Genomic DNA, 18,608 nt, shown 5'->3' with positions numbered 1-18,608 from the left:
AATAGGGAGGGCTTTTAATGAAAAAGGAATGCATAGCTATGCTTCTTGCCGGAGGGCAGGGAAGCAGATTATATGCTTTGACACAGAAAATGGCTAAGCCGGCGGTTCCGTTCGGCGGAAAGTACAGGATCATAGATTTTCCTCTTTCCAACTGTTCAAACTCAGGTATCGATACAGTAGGTGTACTTACACAGTATCAGCCTCTTGAACTTAATGACTACATCGGAAACGGCCAGCCGTGGGATCTTGACAGACTCAGGGGCGGTGTTCATATCCTTCCGCCTTATCAGACAGCTTCAGGAAGCTCCTGGTATGAGGGTACGGCGAATGCGATATATCAGAACATCAGGTTTATCGACAGATATAATCCGGAATATATCATCGTTCTCGGCGGTGATCATATCTACAAGATGGATTATTCCAAGATGGTTGATTTTCATAAGGAACATTCAGCTGATGCAACGATTGCAGTGCTCAATGTTTCTCTTGAAGAAGCTTCTCGTTTTGGTATCATGACATGCGACAGCGACTGCCGTATAGTTGACTTTACCGAAAAGCCTAAGGAACCAAAATCGACTCTGGCTTCAATGGGTATATACGTTTTCACATGGGACAAACTCAGAAAATATCTCATTGAAAATGAAAACGCCGGAGGATCAAAGGACTTCGGAAAGGATATCATTCCTGCAATGCTTCAGAACAATGAGAGAATGTATGCTTATTCATTCAACGGATACTGGAAGGATGTAGGTACACTCTACAGCCTCTGGGAAGCAAACATGGACATTCTCAATTCATCAGATCTTGAACTTTATGATGCGGACTGGAAGATCTATTCAAGAAATATGAGCCTTCCGCCTCAGTATATCGGACCTGAAGCAGATATTCAGGATTCACTTGTAAGTGACGGCTGTTCAGTTAACGGAAGTATTCATTCATCCATTATCTATTCAGGTGTTACTATTGAAAACAATGTTGTGATCGATCACAGTGTTGTTATGCCTGGTGCGGTAATCAAGTCAGGCGCAGTTGTGAAGTATGCGATCATCGGGGCTGATTCTGTTATTGAATCAGATGTAAAGATCGGTGCTTCAAAGGAAGAGACAGGCGAAAATCAGAAATGGGATATAGCCGTTATAGGTCACGGTGAAGTAATATCATCAGGCGTTTCTGTAGCTCCCGGTCAGATGATTCCAACGGTATAATGATTAAGGGGGATGTAACGTATGATCTATAATAATATTCTTGGACTTATTTTTTCAAATATGCATGACGAGGCTGTTTCTGAGCTTACACAGGTAAGAACCATGGGTTCCATTCTGTTCGGCGGCAGATACAGACTTATAGATTTTCCGCTTTCAAACATGACCAATTCAGGTATTCCTGAAGTCGGTATTATTACAAAGGCGAATTACCAGTCACTTCTTGACCACATCGGTTCAGGACGCGAATGGGATCTCGGTACCAAGAACGGAGGACTTCATCTTCTTCCGCCGTTTTCAAACCATATGAACGGCCTTTACAGAGGAAGAATCGAAGCGCTTGAAGGGGTACTTCCTTTTATCCAGCACTCTGATGCTGAATATGTTGTAATGTCAGACTGCGATGTAGTTACCACAATCGATTTCAGACAGGTCATCAGAGAACATAAGAGAAACGAAGCGGATATCACAGTTGTATATGCAAAGCACAACTTTACAAACAATGGTGTCGGATCAAGAGCATCAACTATTCTCGAAGTTGACAGTGACAAGAGAGTAGTAAGTGCTACCATCAATCCTGATATACTGGGCGAAGCCAACCGTTCACTCAATATGTTCGTTATAAGCAGAAAGATCCTTGAAAAGATCGTTACACGTTTTGCTCCTGAAGGTTTTGCAAGTTTTGACAAGCAGGTTCTTCAGCAGAACAAGGCAAATTACAAGATCTGCGGTTTCGAGCACAAGGGCTATTATGAAAAGATAGAAGATATCATGTCTTACTACAATGCAAACATGAATCTTCTCAAGCCTGAGAACCTTCACAAGCTTTTCCTTAATGACACACCGATATTTACAAAGGTAAAGGACAGTGCTCCTGCCAAGTATGAAAAGGGCTCAAGTGTTAAGAATTCACTTGTTGCCGACGGATGCGTTATTGAAGGAACAGTTGAAAATTCGATCCTTTTCCGTGGCGTAAAGGTCAAGAAGGGTGCTATAGTAAGAAACTGCATACTCATGCAGAATACCAAGATCGGCGAAGGAGCTGAGCTTCATGCTGTTATCACAGACAAGAATGTTAAGGTCGGCAAGGACAAGCTTCTTACAGCTTCAATGAAGAATGCTCTCTTCATCAAGAAGAATCAGAAGATCGAAGAAGACTGACACAATATTTACAGACAAATGATGACCGGAGACAGTCAAAGAACTGTTTCCGGTCTTTTGGTAATAAAGATTGACATGTTCTTTGCAAAATGTTATAATCGGTATATTGATTTATGAATAAATCAGCGTTTACAAAAATAATAAATTGGGGGTATCTTTATGAATATTTTATACGTAGCAAGTGAAGCAACGCCTTTTGCAGCATCAGGCGGACTTGCTGATGTTTCGGGGTCTCTTCCTGCAGCAGTAAACAAAAAAGGTCATGACTGCAGGGTAGTAATACCGCTCTACAAAAACATGAAACCGGATCTCAGGGCTTCTCTGACACCGCTTACCAGCATCACAGTTGACGTAGCGTGGAGAAAGCAGTACTGCGGTATTCTGACGACTATCTACAACGGAGTGGTCTACTACTTTATCGACAACGAATACTATTTCGGACGTGACGGAATGTACGGCTTCTATGATGACTGCGAAAGATTTACGTTTTTCTCAAGAGCAGTCCTGGAAATGCTTCGCTATATCGATTTCAAGCCGGATATAATCCATGCTAATGACTGGCAGACAGCTCTTATATCAGTATACTATCAGACACTTTACCGTTATCAGCAGGGGTTTGACAATATAAAGAATCTATTCACCATTCACAATATTCAGTATCAGGGTAAGTACGGTACTGAAGTAGTAAATGAGATCATGGGCATTCCTATGTATCACAGTGACCTTCTCATGTACGATGACTGCGTGAACATGATGAAAGGTGCATTCGAAGCTGCGGACAGAATTTCAACTGTAAGTCCGAGCTATGCTCATGAGATACTTGATCCGTGGTATGCGTACGGCCTTGACAGAATACTCATAAACAAACAGTATAAGCTTTCAGGTATTCTTAACGGTATTGATACGAATATTTACGATCCTGAAAAAGATCCGCTCATTCCGGCTAATTTCAAAGCGGGTTCGCACGTTAAGGGAAAAAAGATCTGTAAGGAAAAGCTTCTTGCTGATCTTGGCCTCTGTGAAGGTGATGAGCCGGTAGTAGGTATTGTAACAAGATTCGTTGCTCACAAGGGCCTTGATCTGATCAAATATATTTTTGAGGAAATGGTTGACAGAGGATTTAAGTTCGCTGTTATCGGAAACGGTGAAAAGATCTTTGAGGATTTCTTTGAGGAGATGGCACGCCGCTATCCGGACAGAGTGAGCGTTACAATAGGCTTTGTTCCTGAAACTGCAAGAAAGATCTATGCAGGTGCTGATATGTTCCTCATGCCTTCACAGAATGAGCCATGCGGACTTGCACAGATGATTGCAATGAGATACGGTACAGTTCCGATAGTACGTGAAACAGGCGGATTACGTGATTCTGTAAAAGACTGCGGCGGTGAAAACGGCAACGGTTTTACATTCAAGACCTACAATGCTCATGACATGCTTAATGCCTGCCTCAGAGCACAGGCGCTTTACAATGACAAAAAGGAATGGAAGAAGCTTGTTGACTTTGTTATGAAATGTGACTTCAGCTGGGAATCATCTTCTGAAAAGTACATTGAACTTTACAAATCACTTCTCGGAAGCTGATCATACATGCTTCCGGAAAATGCCGGAAGCATAAGCCGGCATTTTCTGATCCGTTTACCTATCGCCGATTCATTAATAAGGAAAATGAATATGACTGTAACTGAATGTTTTAAACTAATAAAAGCCGGACCTGCACAGGAAAGCCTGTTTGAACTTTTTGACAAACTGGAACCGGTAACTCCTTCGTTCATGATCGGAATGTGGAAGGGGACTGAAATACCGTCAGGACATCCGATGGACGGTATATTAAGCCTTGCGCCGTGGTACGGGAAGAAGTTCTATGACGAGGAGAATGCGGCACCTCTTATAATGCGGGACAAACAGGGAAGACTTTACAGTGCCGATCCTGACAGGCTGTTAAAGTATGCAAGGCTGTTTTCGCTTGTTCCGGATAAGCCTGCCGGTATTGATCCGAATTTATTTGATCCGTTTTTCAAAATGTTCCGCACATCCCGAAAAAAGGCGAGGGTCAGAGAGATACGATACAGAGGCACGGTCAGTACGGCAATGATCTATGATCATCTTGAAATAATCGATGTTTTCAGAAAGATCGATGAAAACACCGTAATGGGCGTAATGGATTTCAAGGGGGACATGCATAAAAAAAGGATACTTTTTTCTTCTGAAGCGGCAGCGCCGTACTGAAAGGAAGAGAAAAGACTCCTGAAGTTCACGCATGATAAATAAATGACGTCTTTGTCATAAATAAAACAATGGAGAAAAACTATGAGAAACAACGATTCAATAACCTTCAGTGAAAAACTGAAAAACAAACTGAGTATTTATAAGGAAAACAGACCGAGCGCTTTTATCTTTGCGATGGTCATTGTTTCAAATCTTGCAGCAGTGGTGCTCTCTTCACTGCTGCTGCTTTTCCTGCCGGAAAACAAGGGAAGAAGTTTCGGCGAGATGATGCGTTTTGCATTTACTCTTATGGTAAATCCGAGCGGAAGATATCAGTACAGTGATTATCCTGTGTCACTTATAATCACTACAGTGGTCGTACTTCTTGGTATGATTTCACTGACAGGCGGTACTGTCGGTTATATAACAAGTATAATAATGAATGTTATCGAAAAGTCATCGTCAAGCCGCAGAAATCTTAATCTGGACAAGCATATAGTAATACTTAACTACAATCATAAGGTACCGGCACTTATATATGACTACTGTTTTGATGATATAAGCAGTACCTACATAGTTATCCTTGCAGACAGGGAAAAATCATATATTGAAAAACAAATCGACGATGTTTTCAGTATTTACGGAAAAAAGAAAAAGCTTTTCAATATAATTGTCAGAAACGGAAATCCGCTGTCGAAGCTGGAACTTGACAAGATATCGCTGAATACCGCTAAAACTGTTATTATAATGAGCCCTGAAGAGGAAGGTGCTTCTGACCGTTCCGGTTTATACAATGCCCAGAGTTTTGCAATTTCCAAGCTGTTTATGTTTATAAGCAGTTATCTGAAAAAATATGATGCATCATGTTCACCTAATCTTATCGTTGAAACACCTAATTCCGATATCGAAAAGATCATAAAGGAATATCATGATGAATCTGATGCTTCCGGAAGTCAGATGGTGGAACTTGTGAACTACAATGAGCTTCTCGGAAAGATATTCGCGATAGTAACTATGATGCCTTCGCTCAATGACGCACTTCTGCATATGATCAGCTTTGAGGGCGTTGAGTTTTACATTGAGGATATACCGGAGGGCGTTTCCGTTTCAGAAGATATAAAAAGGCAGAAAAGTGCTGTTCCGATAATCGACAAGGGCGGAAAAAGAGTTTATCTTGCTGAAGATGAAAACGCTGCCGGACAGACAAAGAACAGTACGGCTTCCGGCAGCAGCCTTTCAGAGTTCAAACCTTTCACTCCGGTAATAAATATTGACAAATCCAAGATAGTAATTGTCGGTTCAAACAGCAAGCTGAAATACATTCTCGAAAGCCTTGCATGTTTCAAGAAGGAATTTGAAGGAACGGATCTTGACGTAATTCTTATGGATACCGAAGAAAACAGAGCGCAGCTTGAAAAATGCTGCAGCGACCCTGCTTACAGCGTGCTTTTTGAAGGCGAGGGAAGCGGAGCTGTAGTTATAAAAGATATATTTGAACCTCTCGGTGATCTTGATCCGCATATCCTTGATAACGCAAATTCAGTGCTTTTCCTTTCTGAGGAAAACTGTGAAGACGGACATATTGATGAAAAGCCGCTTCTTTTCTGGAGCAGACTCAATAACAGCAAGGTTAAAAACATTGCTGAAAACAAACAGTCATGGGAATGCATCGTTGAAGTTCTCGACATGCAGAACAAGGATATTATCGAGAGCAGAGACAGGGATCAGGTAATTTTAAGTGAAAAGTTCTTAAGCTGTCTTTACGCACAGCTCGGTAAGGATCCGAAGCGTCTTGAATTTATAAGAGATATGGTAACTTATGAAAATGACAGTTCATCAGTAAATAAAAACAACGAACTTCTCAACGACTGCAGTGTTATCTCTGTAGCAGCCGGTATGTTCTTCAGAAATTTTGAAGGTCCGCTTGATTTCAGCAGCAAGCGTGAACTGATCTCAGGTGTTTTCGAAGCAACAGATCACAGATATCTGCCGGTCGGATGCGTAAAGAACGGAATCAACTATCTGTTTGCAAGAACGAACGGCAGTAACGATGATCTTGATACAGCTGTTCTTCTTCCGAAAAATGATGATGAAAAGCTTGTGATCAGGGAAAACAGACTTAAGCTTGATCCGAAAGATGAAATTATTGTTGTAAAAATGTAATACCCGAAAGCCGAACCCAGAACGTTTTCAACGTTCTGGGCCCGGCTTTCATATTTTTTATCTTGATTTAGGTGTCGTAAAAATGTTATAATAGAATGTGCGGTTGATTTATGCTGCAATTCAGAACAGCAAACTGTGTTTTCTGATCTGAATTCCGGTTTACAAATACCCGCAATAAATATCAAGAGGTGCTACAATGCCAAAAAAAGATAATAAATCTGGCAGCGGCAGTAACAACAGTGATAACAAAAGAAAGAAAAGAGGAGCAGACAAGCCGGAGGAAGCTAAACAGGCGAAACCGTTTGACAGTAACTTCTGGTCAATAATTCTCCTTGCGTTCACAGTTTTTCTGACGCTTACAGCGTTTGTACCCGGTACAGACGGCTGGCTTAACATACATAATGTTGTGCGCGGTGTATTCGGACTTTCAGTGTTTCTCGTAATTCCGGTTTTCTTCTATGCTTCATATATCATTTCCAAGGAAGAAAACAAGGACATGATAGTTTCAAGAATAATACAGGGCGTACTTCTTCTCCTTTTGTCAAGTGCGATAATTCAGGTCGTGTTTATAGGTGATATACCGGGCGAAGACTTTGACGCAAAGGTAACCGGTCTTTACGAGAAAGGTATTCAGATGAAGAGCGGCGGCGTACTGAGCGCAGTGCTGGGCGTACCGCTGGTTTCCATGCTTGGCGCTACCGGTGCAAAGCTTACGATCCTTCTTGCTCTGTTTGTTATCGTTCTCCTTATGAAAAACATAACCGTGGAAAAGCTTTTCACATCAATAAAGGATATGTACGGTAAGGTGAAGGATTTCTGGAACAGAATGGGAGACGATTCCCTTCGCGATGACTACGAGGAAGAAGTAGCTGCAGGAGCAAACTATAAAATAGAGGATACTGCGGGTGAAATAAAGATCGACGAAACCAAGCGTGCAGCACTTCCGCTTATAAATAAAGATGCTGCAGTGTTAGAGATAAAGAACTTCTTTAAAAAGCGTTTCGGTCTCGATGATGATCCTGAAGAAGAGGAGCGTGATGAGGAACTTTCACAGCTCCTTGATAAAAAATCAATGGATCTTACCGTTGAAAAGACGAATTCAAATACGATCGACATTCCTATAGTATCTGAAAAGGCAAATGATGAATACAGAAAAAGGAAAAAGCAGACTGAGGAGATCGAAGCTGAACAGTTAAGAAAAATGTCTGAGGCCTACGGTGGGACTGACGGCGGTATAGATGTAACTCTTCCGGAAACGGTAGCTCCTGAACGCAAACCTATCGATCTTAGCAAGAAAGATGATGAACCGGCTCAGAAATCTTCCGGTAAAGCAACGCAGAAACCGGAATACAGATACCCTCTGATCGAATTTCTCAAGGCAAAGGAGATATCTTCAACTGCAGTAAAGGCAGAAGCCGAGCAGAGAGAAACAGCAATAAAGCTGATACAAACGCTTGAAAACTTCGGCGTAAAGGCATCACTTTCCGACGTTCACAGGGGTCCTTCGGTCACACGTTATGAACTCCAGCCTGCCCCGGGTGTAAAGGTCTCAAGGTTTACAGGCCTTGCCGACGATATTGCACTTAATCTTGCTGCAGCCGGAGTACGAATAGAAGCTCCTATTCCGGGAAAACCGGCAGTAGGTATTGAAGTTCCTAATACAGTCAAAGATACAGTCACACTCAGGGAACTCCTTGAAAGTGAAGAGTTCAGAAAATCGGAAAGCAGACTTTCCTTTGCTGTGGGACGTGACATAGCAGGTAATGTTATCATAGGCGATATAGCCAAAATGCCTCACGTTATCATAGCAGGTTCAACAGGTTCCGGTAAATCAGTATGTACAAACTCGATCATCATGAGTATTCTGTACAAGTCATCTCCGGACGAGGTAAGACTTCTTCTTATTGACCCTAAGATAGTTGAGTTCAAGGTCTACGACGGTATTCCGCATCTTCTCATACCGGTAGTTACTGATCCGAGAAAGGCGGCAGGTGCACTTAACTGGGCTGTACAGGAAATGCTCAGAAGATACAAGCTTTTTGCTGACAACAATGTAAAAGGCCTTAAGGAATACAATGAAATGGCTGCCGAGAGCGGAGGAACGGTTGAACCGATCCCTCAGATAGTTATCGCTATCGACGAGCTTGCCGATCTTATGATGGCTGCCAAAAACGAAGTTGAAGATGCTATATGCCGCCTTGCACAGATGGCGCGAGCAGCCGGTATGCATCTTATCATTGCTACACAGCGACCTACGGTAGATATTATCACGGGCCTTATCAAGGCGAATATTCCGAGCCGAATCGCTCTTTCAGTAAAATCATCCATCGACTCAAGAACTATTCTTGACCTGAGCGGTGCTGAAAAGCTTCTCGGTCAGGGCGACATGCTCTATTCTCCGGCCGGTCTGCCTAAACCAATAAGAGTTCAGGGCTGTTTCTGTTCAACCAAGGAGATAGAATCGGTTGTTGAATATATCAAGATGGACGCAACAGCTAAATACAGCGATGAGATCATGGAAGAAATCGAAAAGAATGTACCTGTTCCGAAGGGTGAAAAGCCATCCGGAGGAAGCTATGACAGCGGTTATGACAGTGATGATGATCTTATTGAAAAAGCTATAGATATTATATTTGAACTTGGACAGGCATCTACTTCATCACTTCAGAGAAAACTGAAGCTTGGCTATGCAAGAGCCGCAAGGATAATGGATGAACTTGAGGAACTGGGTGTAATAGGACCTTCAGAAGGTTCAAAGCCGCGCAGGATACTCATGACAAAATCAGACTGGGTCGAACGCAGACTGCGCAGGGCAGAAGAGACATCCGGCGGGCAGTAATGAATGAAAAGAGTTAAAAGGATCCTTGTGGTATCTGTGCTTCTGCTTATAACAGCTATGGCACTGTGTGATACTTTCGGTATCATTACCTATGACGAAATGATGGTGTTTCTGCGGCTCCGGCGTCCGGCATTCACATCTGCTGAACTGTCAGTTCATTTCATAGATGTCGGACAGGGCGATTCAACGCTGATCATTTCGGGAGACCGGACAGTCCTTATTGATGCCGGTGACAGGGAAGGCGGACAGTCAGTTCGCTCTTACCTTGTTTCACAGAATGTTGACCATCTGGATTATCTTATAGCCACACATCCTCATTCTGATCATACCGGAGGTATAGAAATGGTACTTGAAAGCTTTGAAACAGGTGCTGTTTTGATCCCGCATTTTTCAGAATCAGGAAAGAGTGAGGAAGATCTTTATGCATGGCATGAACTGAACAGAACTGCGGAAGCAGCGGGAATAACTATGACCGAAGTATCTCCGGGAATGACTTTTGATCTCGGAATATCATCACTTTCAGTTCTTGCTCCCTCAAGCGATTACGATGAGATCAATAATTACTCGGTAGTGACTGAGCTGGTACACGGTGAAAACACTTTTCTGATAACAGGTGACGCTGAAACGGAAAGTGAGGCAGACATGCTTAAAAACGGTGTCCTTGAAGACATTGACGTTCTCAGGACCGGTCATCACGGAAGTTCAACATCTACCGGAAGTGAATTTCTGGAGATAGTAAAGCCGGAATACGCAGTTATTTCCTGCGGTGCGGGAAATTCATATAATCATCCGTCAGGATCAGTTATGAAAAGGCTTGGTGAATACGGGGTCCGTGTGTTCAGAACGGACCTGCAGGGCTCAGTGATAGCTGAATCAGACGGAAAAACTATCTGCTTTATAACAGCGGATAAAGAACAGGCGGAGAAATAATATGGGCAGCAGTATTGATGTTTTTGCAGCTATTAAAAACAATTACGGCAGTATGTCAAAAGGACACAGAAAAATAGCCGAATACATACTCGAAAACTATCAGAAAGCCTCTTTCATGACGGCTCTTTCTCTTGGTCAGACTGTAGGTGTAAGCGAATCAACTGTGGTGCGTTTTGCAATGGAGCTTGGTTTTGACGGTTACCCGGGCTTTCAGGATAACCTTAAGACAGCGATGAAGTCAAAACTGACTTCAGTGCAGAGGATCGAGCTGGCAAGCAGCCAGATGGACAAAAACGACGTTTATGACAAAGTGATGAGTCTTGACATAGAACTCATCAGACAGACAAGGGAAAACGGTGACAGAGAAGCATTTGCCGGTGCGGTGGATGCAATTCTCAAAGCGAAGAAGATCTACATAGTCGCTTCAAGGAGCGCATCAGCTCTGGCGGTGTTTTTACGTTATTACTTCAGTATCATTTTTGATGAGGTGGTGCTCCTTAACAACATTGATACAAGTGACATTCTTCAGCGCCTTTTCCGTGTAAGTGAGGACGATGTTGTAATAGGGATCAGTTTTCCGCGTTACTCAAAGCATACAAACATTGCCATGGAGTATGCTTCGGGAAAGGGTGCCACAACTATTGCAGTAACTGACAGCATGAATTCTCCTATTGCAAAGAATGCAAAGCATGTGCTTACAGCCGGAAGCGGTATGGTATCATTTGCAGATTCACTGGCAGCTCCTTTAAGTCTTATCAACGCTCTCATAGCTGCTGTAAGCCTTGAAAAGGAAGCAGAAATAGGCAGAAGCTTCGAGACTCTTGAACATCTGTGGGATGAGTACGACGTTTACGAAAAAACTGACCGGTAAAAGGAGTATTTAGTTGAGATTTGACAGTATAATCATAGGTGCCGGTGCAGCCGGAATGATGGCTGCTGTAACAGCAGCCCGTGCCGGAAGAAAAGTCGCTGTTTTTGAAAAGAACGACAGACCCGGAAAGAAGCTCAGAATAACCGGCAAGGGCAGATGCAATGTAACAAATTTCTGTACCCGTGATGAATTCATGGAAAATGTTCCGGTGAACAGCAGATTCATGTACAGTTCATTTTCTGCCTTTACACCGCAGGACGTTATGGACTTCTTTGAAAATGCCGGCGTACCGCTTAAGGTCGAGCGCGGAAACAGAGTCTTTCCGGTATCGGACAAGGCAGCCGATATAGTTTCAGCTCTTGAACGCGAGATGAAAAAGGCAGGGGTGAAGCTCATACATGAAACTGTAAAGGAAATAATCGTCGAGGACGGTGTCTGCTGCGGCGTAAGGACGGACAGGGGAGAACATAATGCACAGACAGTGCTTGTGGCCACCGGCGGCGCTTCCTATCCGCTTACAGGCTCCACAGGGGACGGATACAGATTCGCTGAGGAAACAGGGCACACTGTCACTGAGATAGTTCCTTCGCTGGTCCCTCTGGAGACTGCGGACGATTTCTGTGAAAAGCTTGCCGGACTTGCTTTGAAAAACGTTACTCTTACTCTTTTTGACGGAAATAAAAAGATTTTCAGTGAACTGGGCGAAATGTCATTTATGAATTACGGTGTAACCGGTCCGCTGGTTCTGACTGCAAGTTCGAGAATACGAAAGATGGAACGCGGCAGATACGTTCTTTCCATAGACTTAAAGCCCGGACTTGACGAAGAAAAGCTTGACAGAAGACTTCAGCGTGATTTCACGGAAATGTCCGGAACAGAGTTTAAAAGCGTCCTTGTAAAGCTCCTGCCGTCAAAAATGATACCGGTCATCGTTAAGCGTTCCGGAATATCATCTGAAATAAAAGCCGGACAGATCTCAAAGGAACAGCGAAGGGGTCTTGTAAAGCTGCTGAAGGACTTCAGACTGAATGTCATTGACTTCCGTCCTGTTGATGAGGCTATAGTCACCAGCGGCGGCGTCAGCATTAAAGAGATCGATCCGAAGACCATGGAGTCAAAAATAGTGAGCGGTCTGTTCTTTGCCGGCGAGGTCATTGATGTTGACGGCTATACAGGCGGCTTCAATCTTCAGATAGCATTTTCGACAGGATATACTGCCGGAATGAATATATAAAGGAAAAGAGGAATTATTTATGATAAATGTTGCAATCGACGGACCTGCAGGTGCAGGCAAAAGTTCAATAGCAAAGGCCGTAGCGAAGGACACAGGATATATTTACGTTGACACAGGGGCTCTTTACCGTGCTGTAGCGCACTACACGCTTGAAAAGGGCGTATCACCTGACGACAGCAAAGCAGTAACTGCACTTCTTGACGGACTTGAAATAAAGCTTGCCTACAATGAAAACGGACAGCGCGTCATTTCACAGGGTAATGACGTTTCTGACAGGATAAGAACTCCTGAGGTTTCAATGGCGGCATCAAAGGTATCAGCCATACCTGAGGTAAGAGCTTTTCTTTTTGATCTTCAGAAAAAGATAGCAGCTGAAAACAACATCATTATGGACGGCCGTGACATTGGCACAGTTGTACTTCCTGATGCGCAGCTCAAGATCTTTCTCACTGCCAGTGCGGAGGAAAGAGCAAGAAGAAGATTTGCCGAACTGAAGGATACTGACGGTGTGACTTTTGAAAGTATTCTCGCTGATATAATAAAGCGTGATGAAAATGACATGAACAGGGCGGTTTCACCTCTTAAGCAGGCTGAAGACGCAGTTCTTGTAGATACAACTGAAATGACGATCGAAGAGGTAATTGCACTTCTTGAAAAGATGATAAAGGAAACTGAGGCAAAGGAGGCGTAACCTTGTTTTTATATGGAATAGTACGCCGCGGAGCTATACTTGCATATAAGATCTGGTACAGAGTCAGCTTTGAGGGTGTTGAGAATATCCCTGATCCTAAGGACGGTACCTTCGTGGTAGCCTGCAACCACAGATCATATGCTGATCCGGTACTGCTTGCACTGAAGATAAAAAGACCGTGCTGCTTTATGGCCAAGGAAGAGCTTTTTAAGAACCCGATTTTTTCAGCACTTATACGTTTTTTCGGTGCGTTTCCTGTGCGACGCGGTGCAGGTGATGACGGAATAATCGATACGGCAGTAGGAAAACTTAAAACCGGAAGAAATCTCGCCATTTTTCCTGAGGGATCACGTTCAAAAGACGGAAAAGTCGGACGCGGAAAAACAGGAGTGGCTCTGATCGCAGCAAGGGCAGGGGTTCCTGTTCTGCCGGTAGGCATAGCATATGATGGAAAGCTGCATTTCGGAACAAAAGTCACTGTACGCTACGGAAAACCGATCAGCCCTGAACAGCTGAAGATCAGTGAAACGCCGCAGCCGCGTGAGCTTAAAATGCTGAAACTCACGATAATGGATGCTATAACTGAACTGGTGGAGAAATGATATGGGAATTGAAGTAGCAAAGTCGGCAGGATTCTGCTTCGGTGTTGACCGTGCGGTAAAAATGGTCTATGCTGAGATAGAAAAAGGAGGAAAGGTAGCGACTTTCGGACCTATAATCCATAACAAGGATGTTGTCGCTGAACTTGAATCAAAAGGCGTAAGAATAGTAAACGAACTTTCAGAACTACAAAGTGACGAAAGACTTATACTCAGGTCACATGGAGTAGGCAGATGTATATATGATCAGCTTAATGAAATGGGCAATGAATATATTGATGCTACATGCCCTTTTGTTGCGAGAATTCATAAAATCGTCAAGGAACAGTCTGAACAGGGTAAAATCATACTTATTGCTGGAGATGCTAATCATCCTGAAGTTGACGCAATTGTAAAACATTGTGTGGGAGAATGCTATGTTTTTGCCAATGAGGAAGAGCTGAAAGAAATTTTTCAAAAAAAAATCGGTTTTTTTGAAAAAAAAGGTTGCAATTGTCTCGCAAACCACGTATAATATAATAGTGTGGAATAAATGCGTAGACATTATTCCGGATACCTTCAAAGATGTGACTGAGGTTTTCGATACGATTTGTAACGCCACGTCGGACAGACAGACAGCGGCTATTGAACTGGCTAAACGTTCGGATGTAATGATCGTGATTGGCGGAAAACACAGTTCAAATACGATCAAGCTGTTCAATGTTTGCAGCAGGTATTGTCCGTCTTATCATATAGAGAACTCCGATGAACTCTATAAAATTGATCTGACAGGTGCGTCTGAGATTGGTGTCACAGCCGGAGCATCCACACCGGCTTATATAATTAAGGAGGTTATTCTAAAAATGAGCGAAATCCAGAAAAATCAGGAAGAGGAAATTAACTTCGCGGAGGCACTTGAACAGTCCTTCAAGAAAATACATACAGGTGAAAGGATCAAGGGAACCATTGTTGCTGTTAACAATTCTGAAGCAACTGTTGACATCGGAACTAAGCATACAGGCTTCATCAGCGCTTCTGAGCTTTCAAGCGATCCTACAAAGAAGCCTGAAGATGTAGTAAGCGTTGGCGATGTTGTTGACCTCGTAGTAATCAAGATCAATGACCAGGACGGTATCGCAACTCTCTCAAAGAAGAAAGTTGACGAAATGGTTGGCTTCGACAACATAGTTAAGGCTATGGAAGAAGAAAAGATCCTCGAAGGTACAGTTCAGAGAGCTGTTAAGGGCGGCGTTATCGTTCTCGTAGACGGCATCGGCGTATTCGTACCTGCTTCACAGACAGGTCTCGGCCGTGACGAAGACATCGAGAAGCTTGTTAAGCAGAAGGTTTCTCTTAAGCTTATCGACGTTATCCCGCAGAGAAGAAGAGCAGTTGGCTCAATCAAGCTCGTTGCCAAGGCTGCAAGAGAAGAAGCTCAGAAGAAGTTCTGGGAAGATGCAGAAATCGGCAAGACATACAAGGGTGAAGTTAAGTCAATCACAAACTACGGTGCATTCGTTGACCTCGGCGGAATCGACGGTATGGTTCACGTTTCAGAACTCTCATGGAAGAGAATCAAGCACCCTTCAGAAGTTGTCAAGGTTGGTGACACTCTTGAAGTTTACATCAAGGAACTCAACCAGGAAACTGGCAGAATCTCACTTGGCTACAAGAAGGATGAGGACAACCCTTGGAAGAAGTTCTCTGATTCTTACAGCATCGGTGATGTAGTTAAGGCTACAATCGTTTCAATCACACCATTCGGTGCTTTCGCAAGCATCATTGACGGTGTTGACGGTCTTATCCACATTTCACAGATCGCTAACCAGAGAGTTGAAAACGTTAAGGACGTTCTTTCTATCGGTCAGGAAGTTGAAGCTAAGATCACAGAATGTGACATTGAAAACAAGCGTGTAAGCCTTTCAATGCGTGCTCTTCTTTCAGAAGACGAAGCTGAAGACGCTGAAAACGAATAATTTAAAGAAGTAAATAAAATTCTTTGAATCTGTTTCTCCGGATCCATATCCTTCTTGGGTCCGGAGAATTTTTATATTAACGAAAACGGATTTGCTGTATTTTCTGCAGCTGAAAGGAGAAGGCCATGAAGCGGCTGGTAATCGGAATACTTGCACATGTTGACTCAGGCAAAACAAGTCTGTCGGAGGGACTGCTTTACAGTTCCGGTGACATAAGAAAGCTCGGAAGAGTTGATCATAAAACGTCATTCCTTGATACCAGCAGTGTTGAAAAGGACAGAGGGATTACGGTGTTTTCCAAGCAGGCTGTCATTCATCTTGATGATACTGAAATAACTCTTCTCGATACTCCTGGGCACATCGATTTTTCTGCCGAGACTGAAAGAACGCTTCAGGTGCTTGACTATGCTGTTCTTGTCATCAACGGATCTGACGGTGTACAGAACCATACACGTACTTTGTGGAAGCTTCTCGAACGTTACAGCATTCCTGTGTTCGTGTTTATAAACAAGATGGATCTTCCGGGCACTAACAGGGACGATCTCATTGCTGACGCTCAGAAAAAACTAAGTGATTCATGCTGCCGTTTCGACAGGGAGTTTTCATCGGAAGAGTTTATGGAAGAAGCAGCATCACATGATGAATCACTTATGCAGAAATACTTTGACGGTGAAGCTTTTGAGGATGCTGATCTTACAAGATGCATTAAGGAACGAAAGATCTTTCCGTGCTTTTTCGGTTCAGCACTGAAGCTTGACGGTGTTGATTCTTTCCTGAAAGCTATAGACCGGTTTACTGAAGCGCCGGCAGAAAACGATGAACTGTCAGCAAGAGTTTTCAAGATAAGCGAGGACGAGCAGGGCAACAGACTCACTCACATGAAGATAACAGGCGGAAAATTCCGTGTTCGTGACATGATCGGTGAAGAGAAGATAAGCCGCCTGCGTGTCTATTCCGGACTTAAGTTCCAGCCTGTGGATGAAGCCGTTCAGGGTATGATAGTTGCTGCAACCGGACTTGATTCAACTTATCCCGGACAGGGAATCGGTACTGAGGAAGATTCGGTTTCTGACTTCTTTGAGCCGGTACTGACATATAAAGCCGATCTTCCTGATGATGTGAATATTTCAGAGGCGCTTAATGCTTTCAGGAAGCTTGAAAGTGAAGATCCAAAGCTTCACGTTATCTGGAGCGAGCAGCTAAAGGAGATACATGTTCAGGTAATGGGTGAAATGCAGCTGGATATTCTGAAGACTCTGCTTGACGATCGTTTTCATTTCAAAGTGGATTTTGCGCACGGAAACATTGCCTATAAGGAAACTATAAGAACCAGAGCCGAGGGTGTTGGTCATTACGAACCGCTGCGGCATTATGCTGAGGTACATCTTCTTCTTGAACCGGGTGAGCCGGGAAGCGGCATGGTATTTGACACCGACTGCCGTGAGGAAGTGCTCGATAAGAACTGGCAGAGGCTTGTTCTTACTCATCTTAATGAGAAGACTCATCTGGGTGTGCTTACCGGTTCGCCTCTTACTGACATGAAGATAACGGTTGTATCCGGCAGGGCACATCTCAAGCACACTGAGGGCGGCGATTTCCGTCAGGCGACATACCGTGCGGTACGTAACGGACTTATGTATGCGGAAAGTGTTCTGCTTGAGCCATGGTACGAATACACCCTTGAAGTTCCGAATGAATTTGTGGGCAGAGCTATTTCAGATCTCACTGCAATGGGATGTGAATTCTCGTCTCCGGAAACACTGGGTGACACTTCACTGCTTAAGGGCAGGGCTCCGGTGGCATCTGTAAGGGAGTATCATACTGAAGTTCTCGGATACACTCACGGCAAGGGGATTTTTTCATGTTCTCTCTGCGGATATTATCCGTGTCACAATGCGGATGAGATCATTGAGGAAATGGATTACAATGCAGACAGTGATGTTGAAAACTCCGCTGATTCTGTTTTCTGTGAACACGGTTCCGGTTTTGTGGTAAAATGGAATGAGGTCGGTGAACACATGCACCTTCCTGGAATCGCAGGGCTGAACTACGGCAGGGAACGCGTCGGTGAAGATGACAGTGCGGCATCATCTTCTGGCAGAAGCGTGAACAGTTTCCGCGGTGCACACGACAGTGAAAAGGAACTCATGGCTATATTCGAGATGGCTTACGGAAAACCGAACGAGGAACGTTCACGGAACTCCTTCAGAACGAAGAAGGAGATAAAGGAAACCAGCGTAAAATTCAAGGCAAAGCCGCTGCCGAAGGGACCGGAATATCTTCTTGTGGACGGATACAATATAATCTTTGCCTGGGATGAGCTCAGAGATATCTCAAAATCAAATCTCGATCTGGCAAGAAGCATGCTGATCAATACCATGAGCAATTATCAGGGTATTTACGGATGTGAAGTTATAGTCGTGTTTGATGCATACAAGGTAAAAGGACAGGTGCGCGAGATCGAGAAGGTCGGGAATATAAGCGTTGTCTACACAAAGGAATCAGAAACAGCTGATACCTACATTGAAAAGACTTCGCACGACTTAAGCAGGGAACACCGCGTCAGGGTCGCTACATCAGACGGAGCTGAACAGATCATCATACTCGGTAACGGAGCTTACCGTGTTTCAGCTTCTGAACTCTACGAGGAAGTGAAGATCGCAAACAGGCGAATAGAAGAATACATAAAGGAAAACAACCGGTAGTGCAGGAAAAGTTATGAGGGAAATAACAGCGGAGAACGTATTATAAGGAAGTG

The 18,608-nt window shown here is 43.7% G+C and carries 14 protein-coding genes; all 14 read left to right on the top strand.

The window, feature by feature from the left end:
* Nucleotides 1-17: 17 nt before the first annotated feature.
* The 14 genes from CC97_RS02800 (at nt 18) to CC97_RS02740 (ending at nt 18,555) form a co-directional block, all read left to right on the top strand.
* Nucleotides 18-1,205 (top strand): glucose-1-phosphate adenylyltransferase, encoded by a 1,188-nt coding sequence (locus tag CC97_RS02800; protein WP_044973622.1) that lies wholly within the window; start codon nt 18-20, stop codon nt 1,203-1,205.
* A 21-nt stretch (nt 1,206-1,226) separates the two neighbouring features.
* Complete coding sequence (gene glgD, locus CC97_RS02795; protein ID WP_044973621.1) at nt 1,227-2,363, top strand: glucose-1-phosphate adenylyltransferase subunit GlgD; 1,137 nt, start codon at nt 1,227-1,229, stop codon at nt 2,361-2,363.
* 159 nt (nt 2,364-2,522) lie between these two features.
* Nucleotides 2,523-3,944 carry a glycogen/starch synthase gene (locus tag CC97_RS02790; RefSeq protein ID WP_044973620.1) on the top strand — a complete coding sequence of 474 codons (1,422 nt, stop codon included), beginning with the start codon at nt 2,523-2,525 and terminating at the stop codon, nt 3,942-3,944.
* 90 nt (nt 3,945-4,034) lie between these two features.
* Nucleotides 4,035-4,589: a DUF4334 domain-containing protein gene (locus CC97_RS02785; RefSeq protein ID WP_197021804.1), complete on the top strand. Its 555-nt coding sequence runs from the start codon at nt 4,035-4,037 to the stop codon at nt 4,587-4,589.
* An 81-nt stretch (nt 4,590-4,670) separates the two neighbouring features.
* Entirely contained in the window at nt 4,671-6,731 is a 2,061-nt protein-coding gene (locus CC97_RS02780; protein WP_044973619.1) for a hypothetical protein, read from the top strand.
* A 196-nt stretch (nt 6,732-6,927) separates the two neighbouring features.
* On the top strand, nt 6,928-9,570 hold the full coding sequence (locus tag CC97_RS02775) for a DNA translocase FtsK (RefSeq protein WP_049962648.1): 2,643 nt from the start codon (nt 6,928-6,930) through the stop codon (nt 9,568-9,570).
* Between the two features lie 3 nt (nt 9,571-9,573).
* Entirely contained in the window at nt 9,574-10,500 is a 927-nt protein-coding gene (locus CC97_RS02770; RefSeq protein WP_044973617.1) for a ComEC/Rec2 family competence protein, read from the top strand.
* A 1-nt stretch (nt 10,501) separates the two neighbouring features.
* On the top strand, nt 10,502-11,371 hold the full coding sequence (locus CC97_RS02765; protein WP_044973616.1) for a MurR/RpiR family transcriptional regulator: 870 nt from the start codon (nt 10,502-10,504) through the stop codon (nt 11,369-11,371).
* A 13-nt stretch (nt 11,372-11,384) separates the two neighbouring features.
* Complete coding sequence (locus CC97_RS02760; RefSeq protein WP_156036745.1) at nt 11,385-12,605, top strand: NAD(P)/FAD-dependent oxidoreductase; 1,221 nt, start codon at nt 11,385-11,387, stop codon at nt 12,603-12,605.
* Between the two features lie 19 nt (nt 12,606-12,624).
* Complete coding sequence (gene cmk, locus CC97_RS02755; protein WP_044973615.1) at nt 12,625-13,296, top strand: (d)CMP kinase; 672 nt, start codon at nt 12,625-12,627, stop codon at nt 13,294-13,296.
* A gap of 2 nt (nt 13,297-13,298) precedes the next feature.
* On the top strand, nt 13,299-13,898 hold the full coding sequence (locus CC97_RS02750) for a lysophospholipid acyltransferase family protein (protein ID WP_044973614.1): 600 nt from the start codon (nt 13,299-13,301) through the stop codon (nt 13,896-13,898).
* Between the two features lies 1 nt (nt 13,899).
* Entirely contained in the window at nt 13,900-14,409 is a 510-nt protein-coding gene (locus tag CC97_RS20800; protein ID WP_242848104.1) for a hypothetical protein, read from the top strand.
* Nucleotides 14,410-14,416: 7 nt separating this feature from the next.
* Nucleotides 14,417-15,850: a S1 RNA-binding domain-containing protein gene (locus CC97_RS02745; protein WP_242848103.1), complete on the top strand. Its 1,434-nt coding sequence runs from the start codon at nt 14,417-14,419 to the stop codon at nt 15,848-15,850.
* A 125-nt stretch (nt 15,851-15,975) separates the two neighbouring features.
* Complete coding sequence (locus CC97_RS02740) at nt 15,976-18,555, top strand: TetM/TetW/TetO/TetS family tetracycline resistance ribosomal protection protein (protein ID WP_044973613.1); 2,580 nt, start codon at nt 15,976-15,978, stop codon at nt 18,553-18,555.
* Nucleotides 18,556-18,608: the final 53 nt, after the last annotated feature.

The organism is Ruminococcus sp. HUN007 (assembly GCF_000712055.1).
Lineage (GTDB): Bacteria > Bacillota > Clostridia > Oscillospirales > Ruminococcaceae > HUN007.
Note: the sequence above shows the minus strand (reverse complement) of the source record. Positions and strands in the feature narration are given on the sequence as shown.

Coding starts and splice junctions, on each gene's coding strand:
- CC97_RS02800 (WP_044973622.1), top strand. CDS start 18: ATGAAAAAGGAATGCATAGCTATGCTTCTTGCCGGAGGGCAGGGAAGC.
- glgD (WP_044973621.1), top strand. CDS start 1,227: ATGATCTATAATAATATTCTTGGACTTATTTTTTCAAATATGCATGAC.
- CC97_RS02790 (WP_044973620.1), top strand. CDS start 2,523: ATGAATATTTTATACGTAGCAAGTGAAGCAACGCCTTTTGCAGCATCA.
- CC97_RS02785 (WP_197021804.1), top strand. CDS start 4,035: ATGACTGTAACTGAATGTTTTAAACTAATAAAAGCCGGACCTGCACAG.
- CC97_RS02780 (WP_044973619.1), top strand. CDS start 4,671: ATGAGAAACAACGATTCAATAACCTTCAGTGAAAAACTGAAAAACAAA.
- CC97_RS02775 (WP_049962648.1), top strand. CDS start 6,928: ATGCCAAAAAAAGATAATAAATCTGGCAGCGGCAGTAACAACAGTGAT.
- CC97_RS02770 (WP_044973617.1), top strand. CDS start 9,574: ATGAAAAGAGTTAAAAGGATCCTTGTGGTATCTGTGCTTCTGCTTATA.
- CC97_RS02765 (WP_044973616.1), top strand. CDS start 10,502: ATGGGCAGCAGTATTGATGTTTTTGCAGCTATTAAAAACAATTACGGC.
- cmk (WP_044973615.1), top strand. CDS start 12,625: ATGATAAATGTTGCAATCGACGGACCTGCAGGTGCAGGCAAAAGTTCA.
- CC97_RS20800 (WP_242848104.1), top strand. CDS start 13,900: ATGGGAATTGAAGTAGCAAAGTCGGCAGGATTCTGCTTCGGTGTTGAC.
- CC97_RS02740 (WP_044973613.1), top strand. CDS start 15,976: ATGAAGCGGCTGGTAATCGGAATACTTGCACATGTTGACTCAGGCAAA.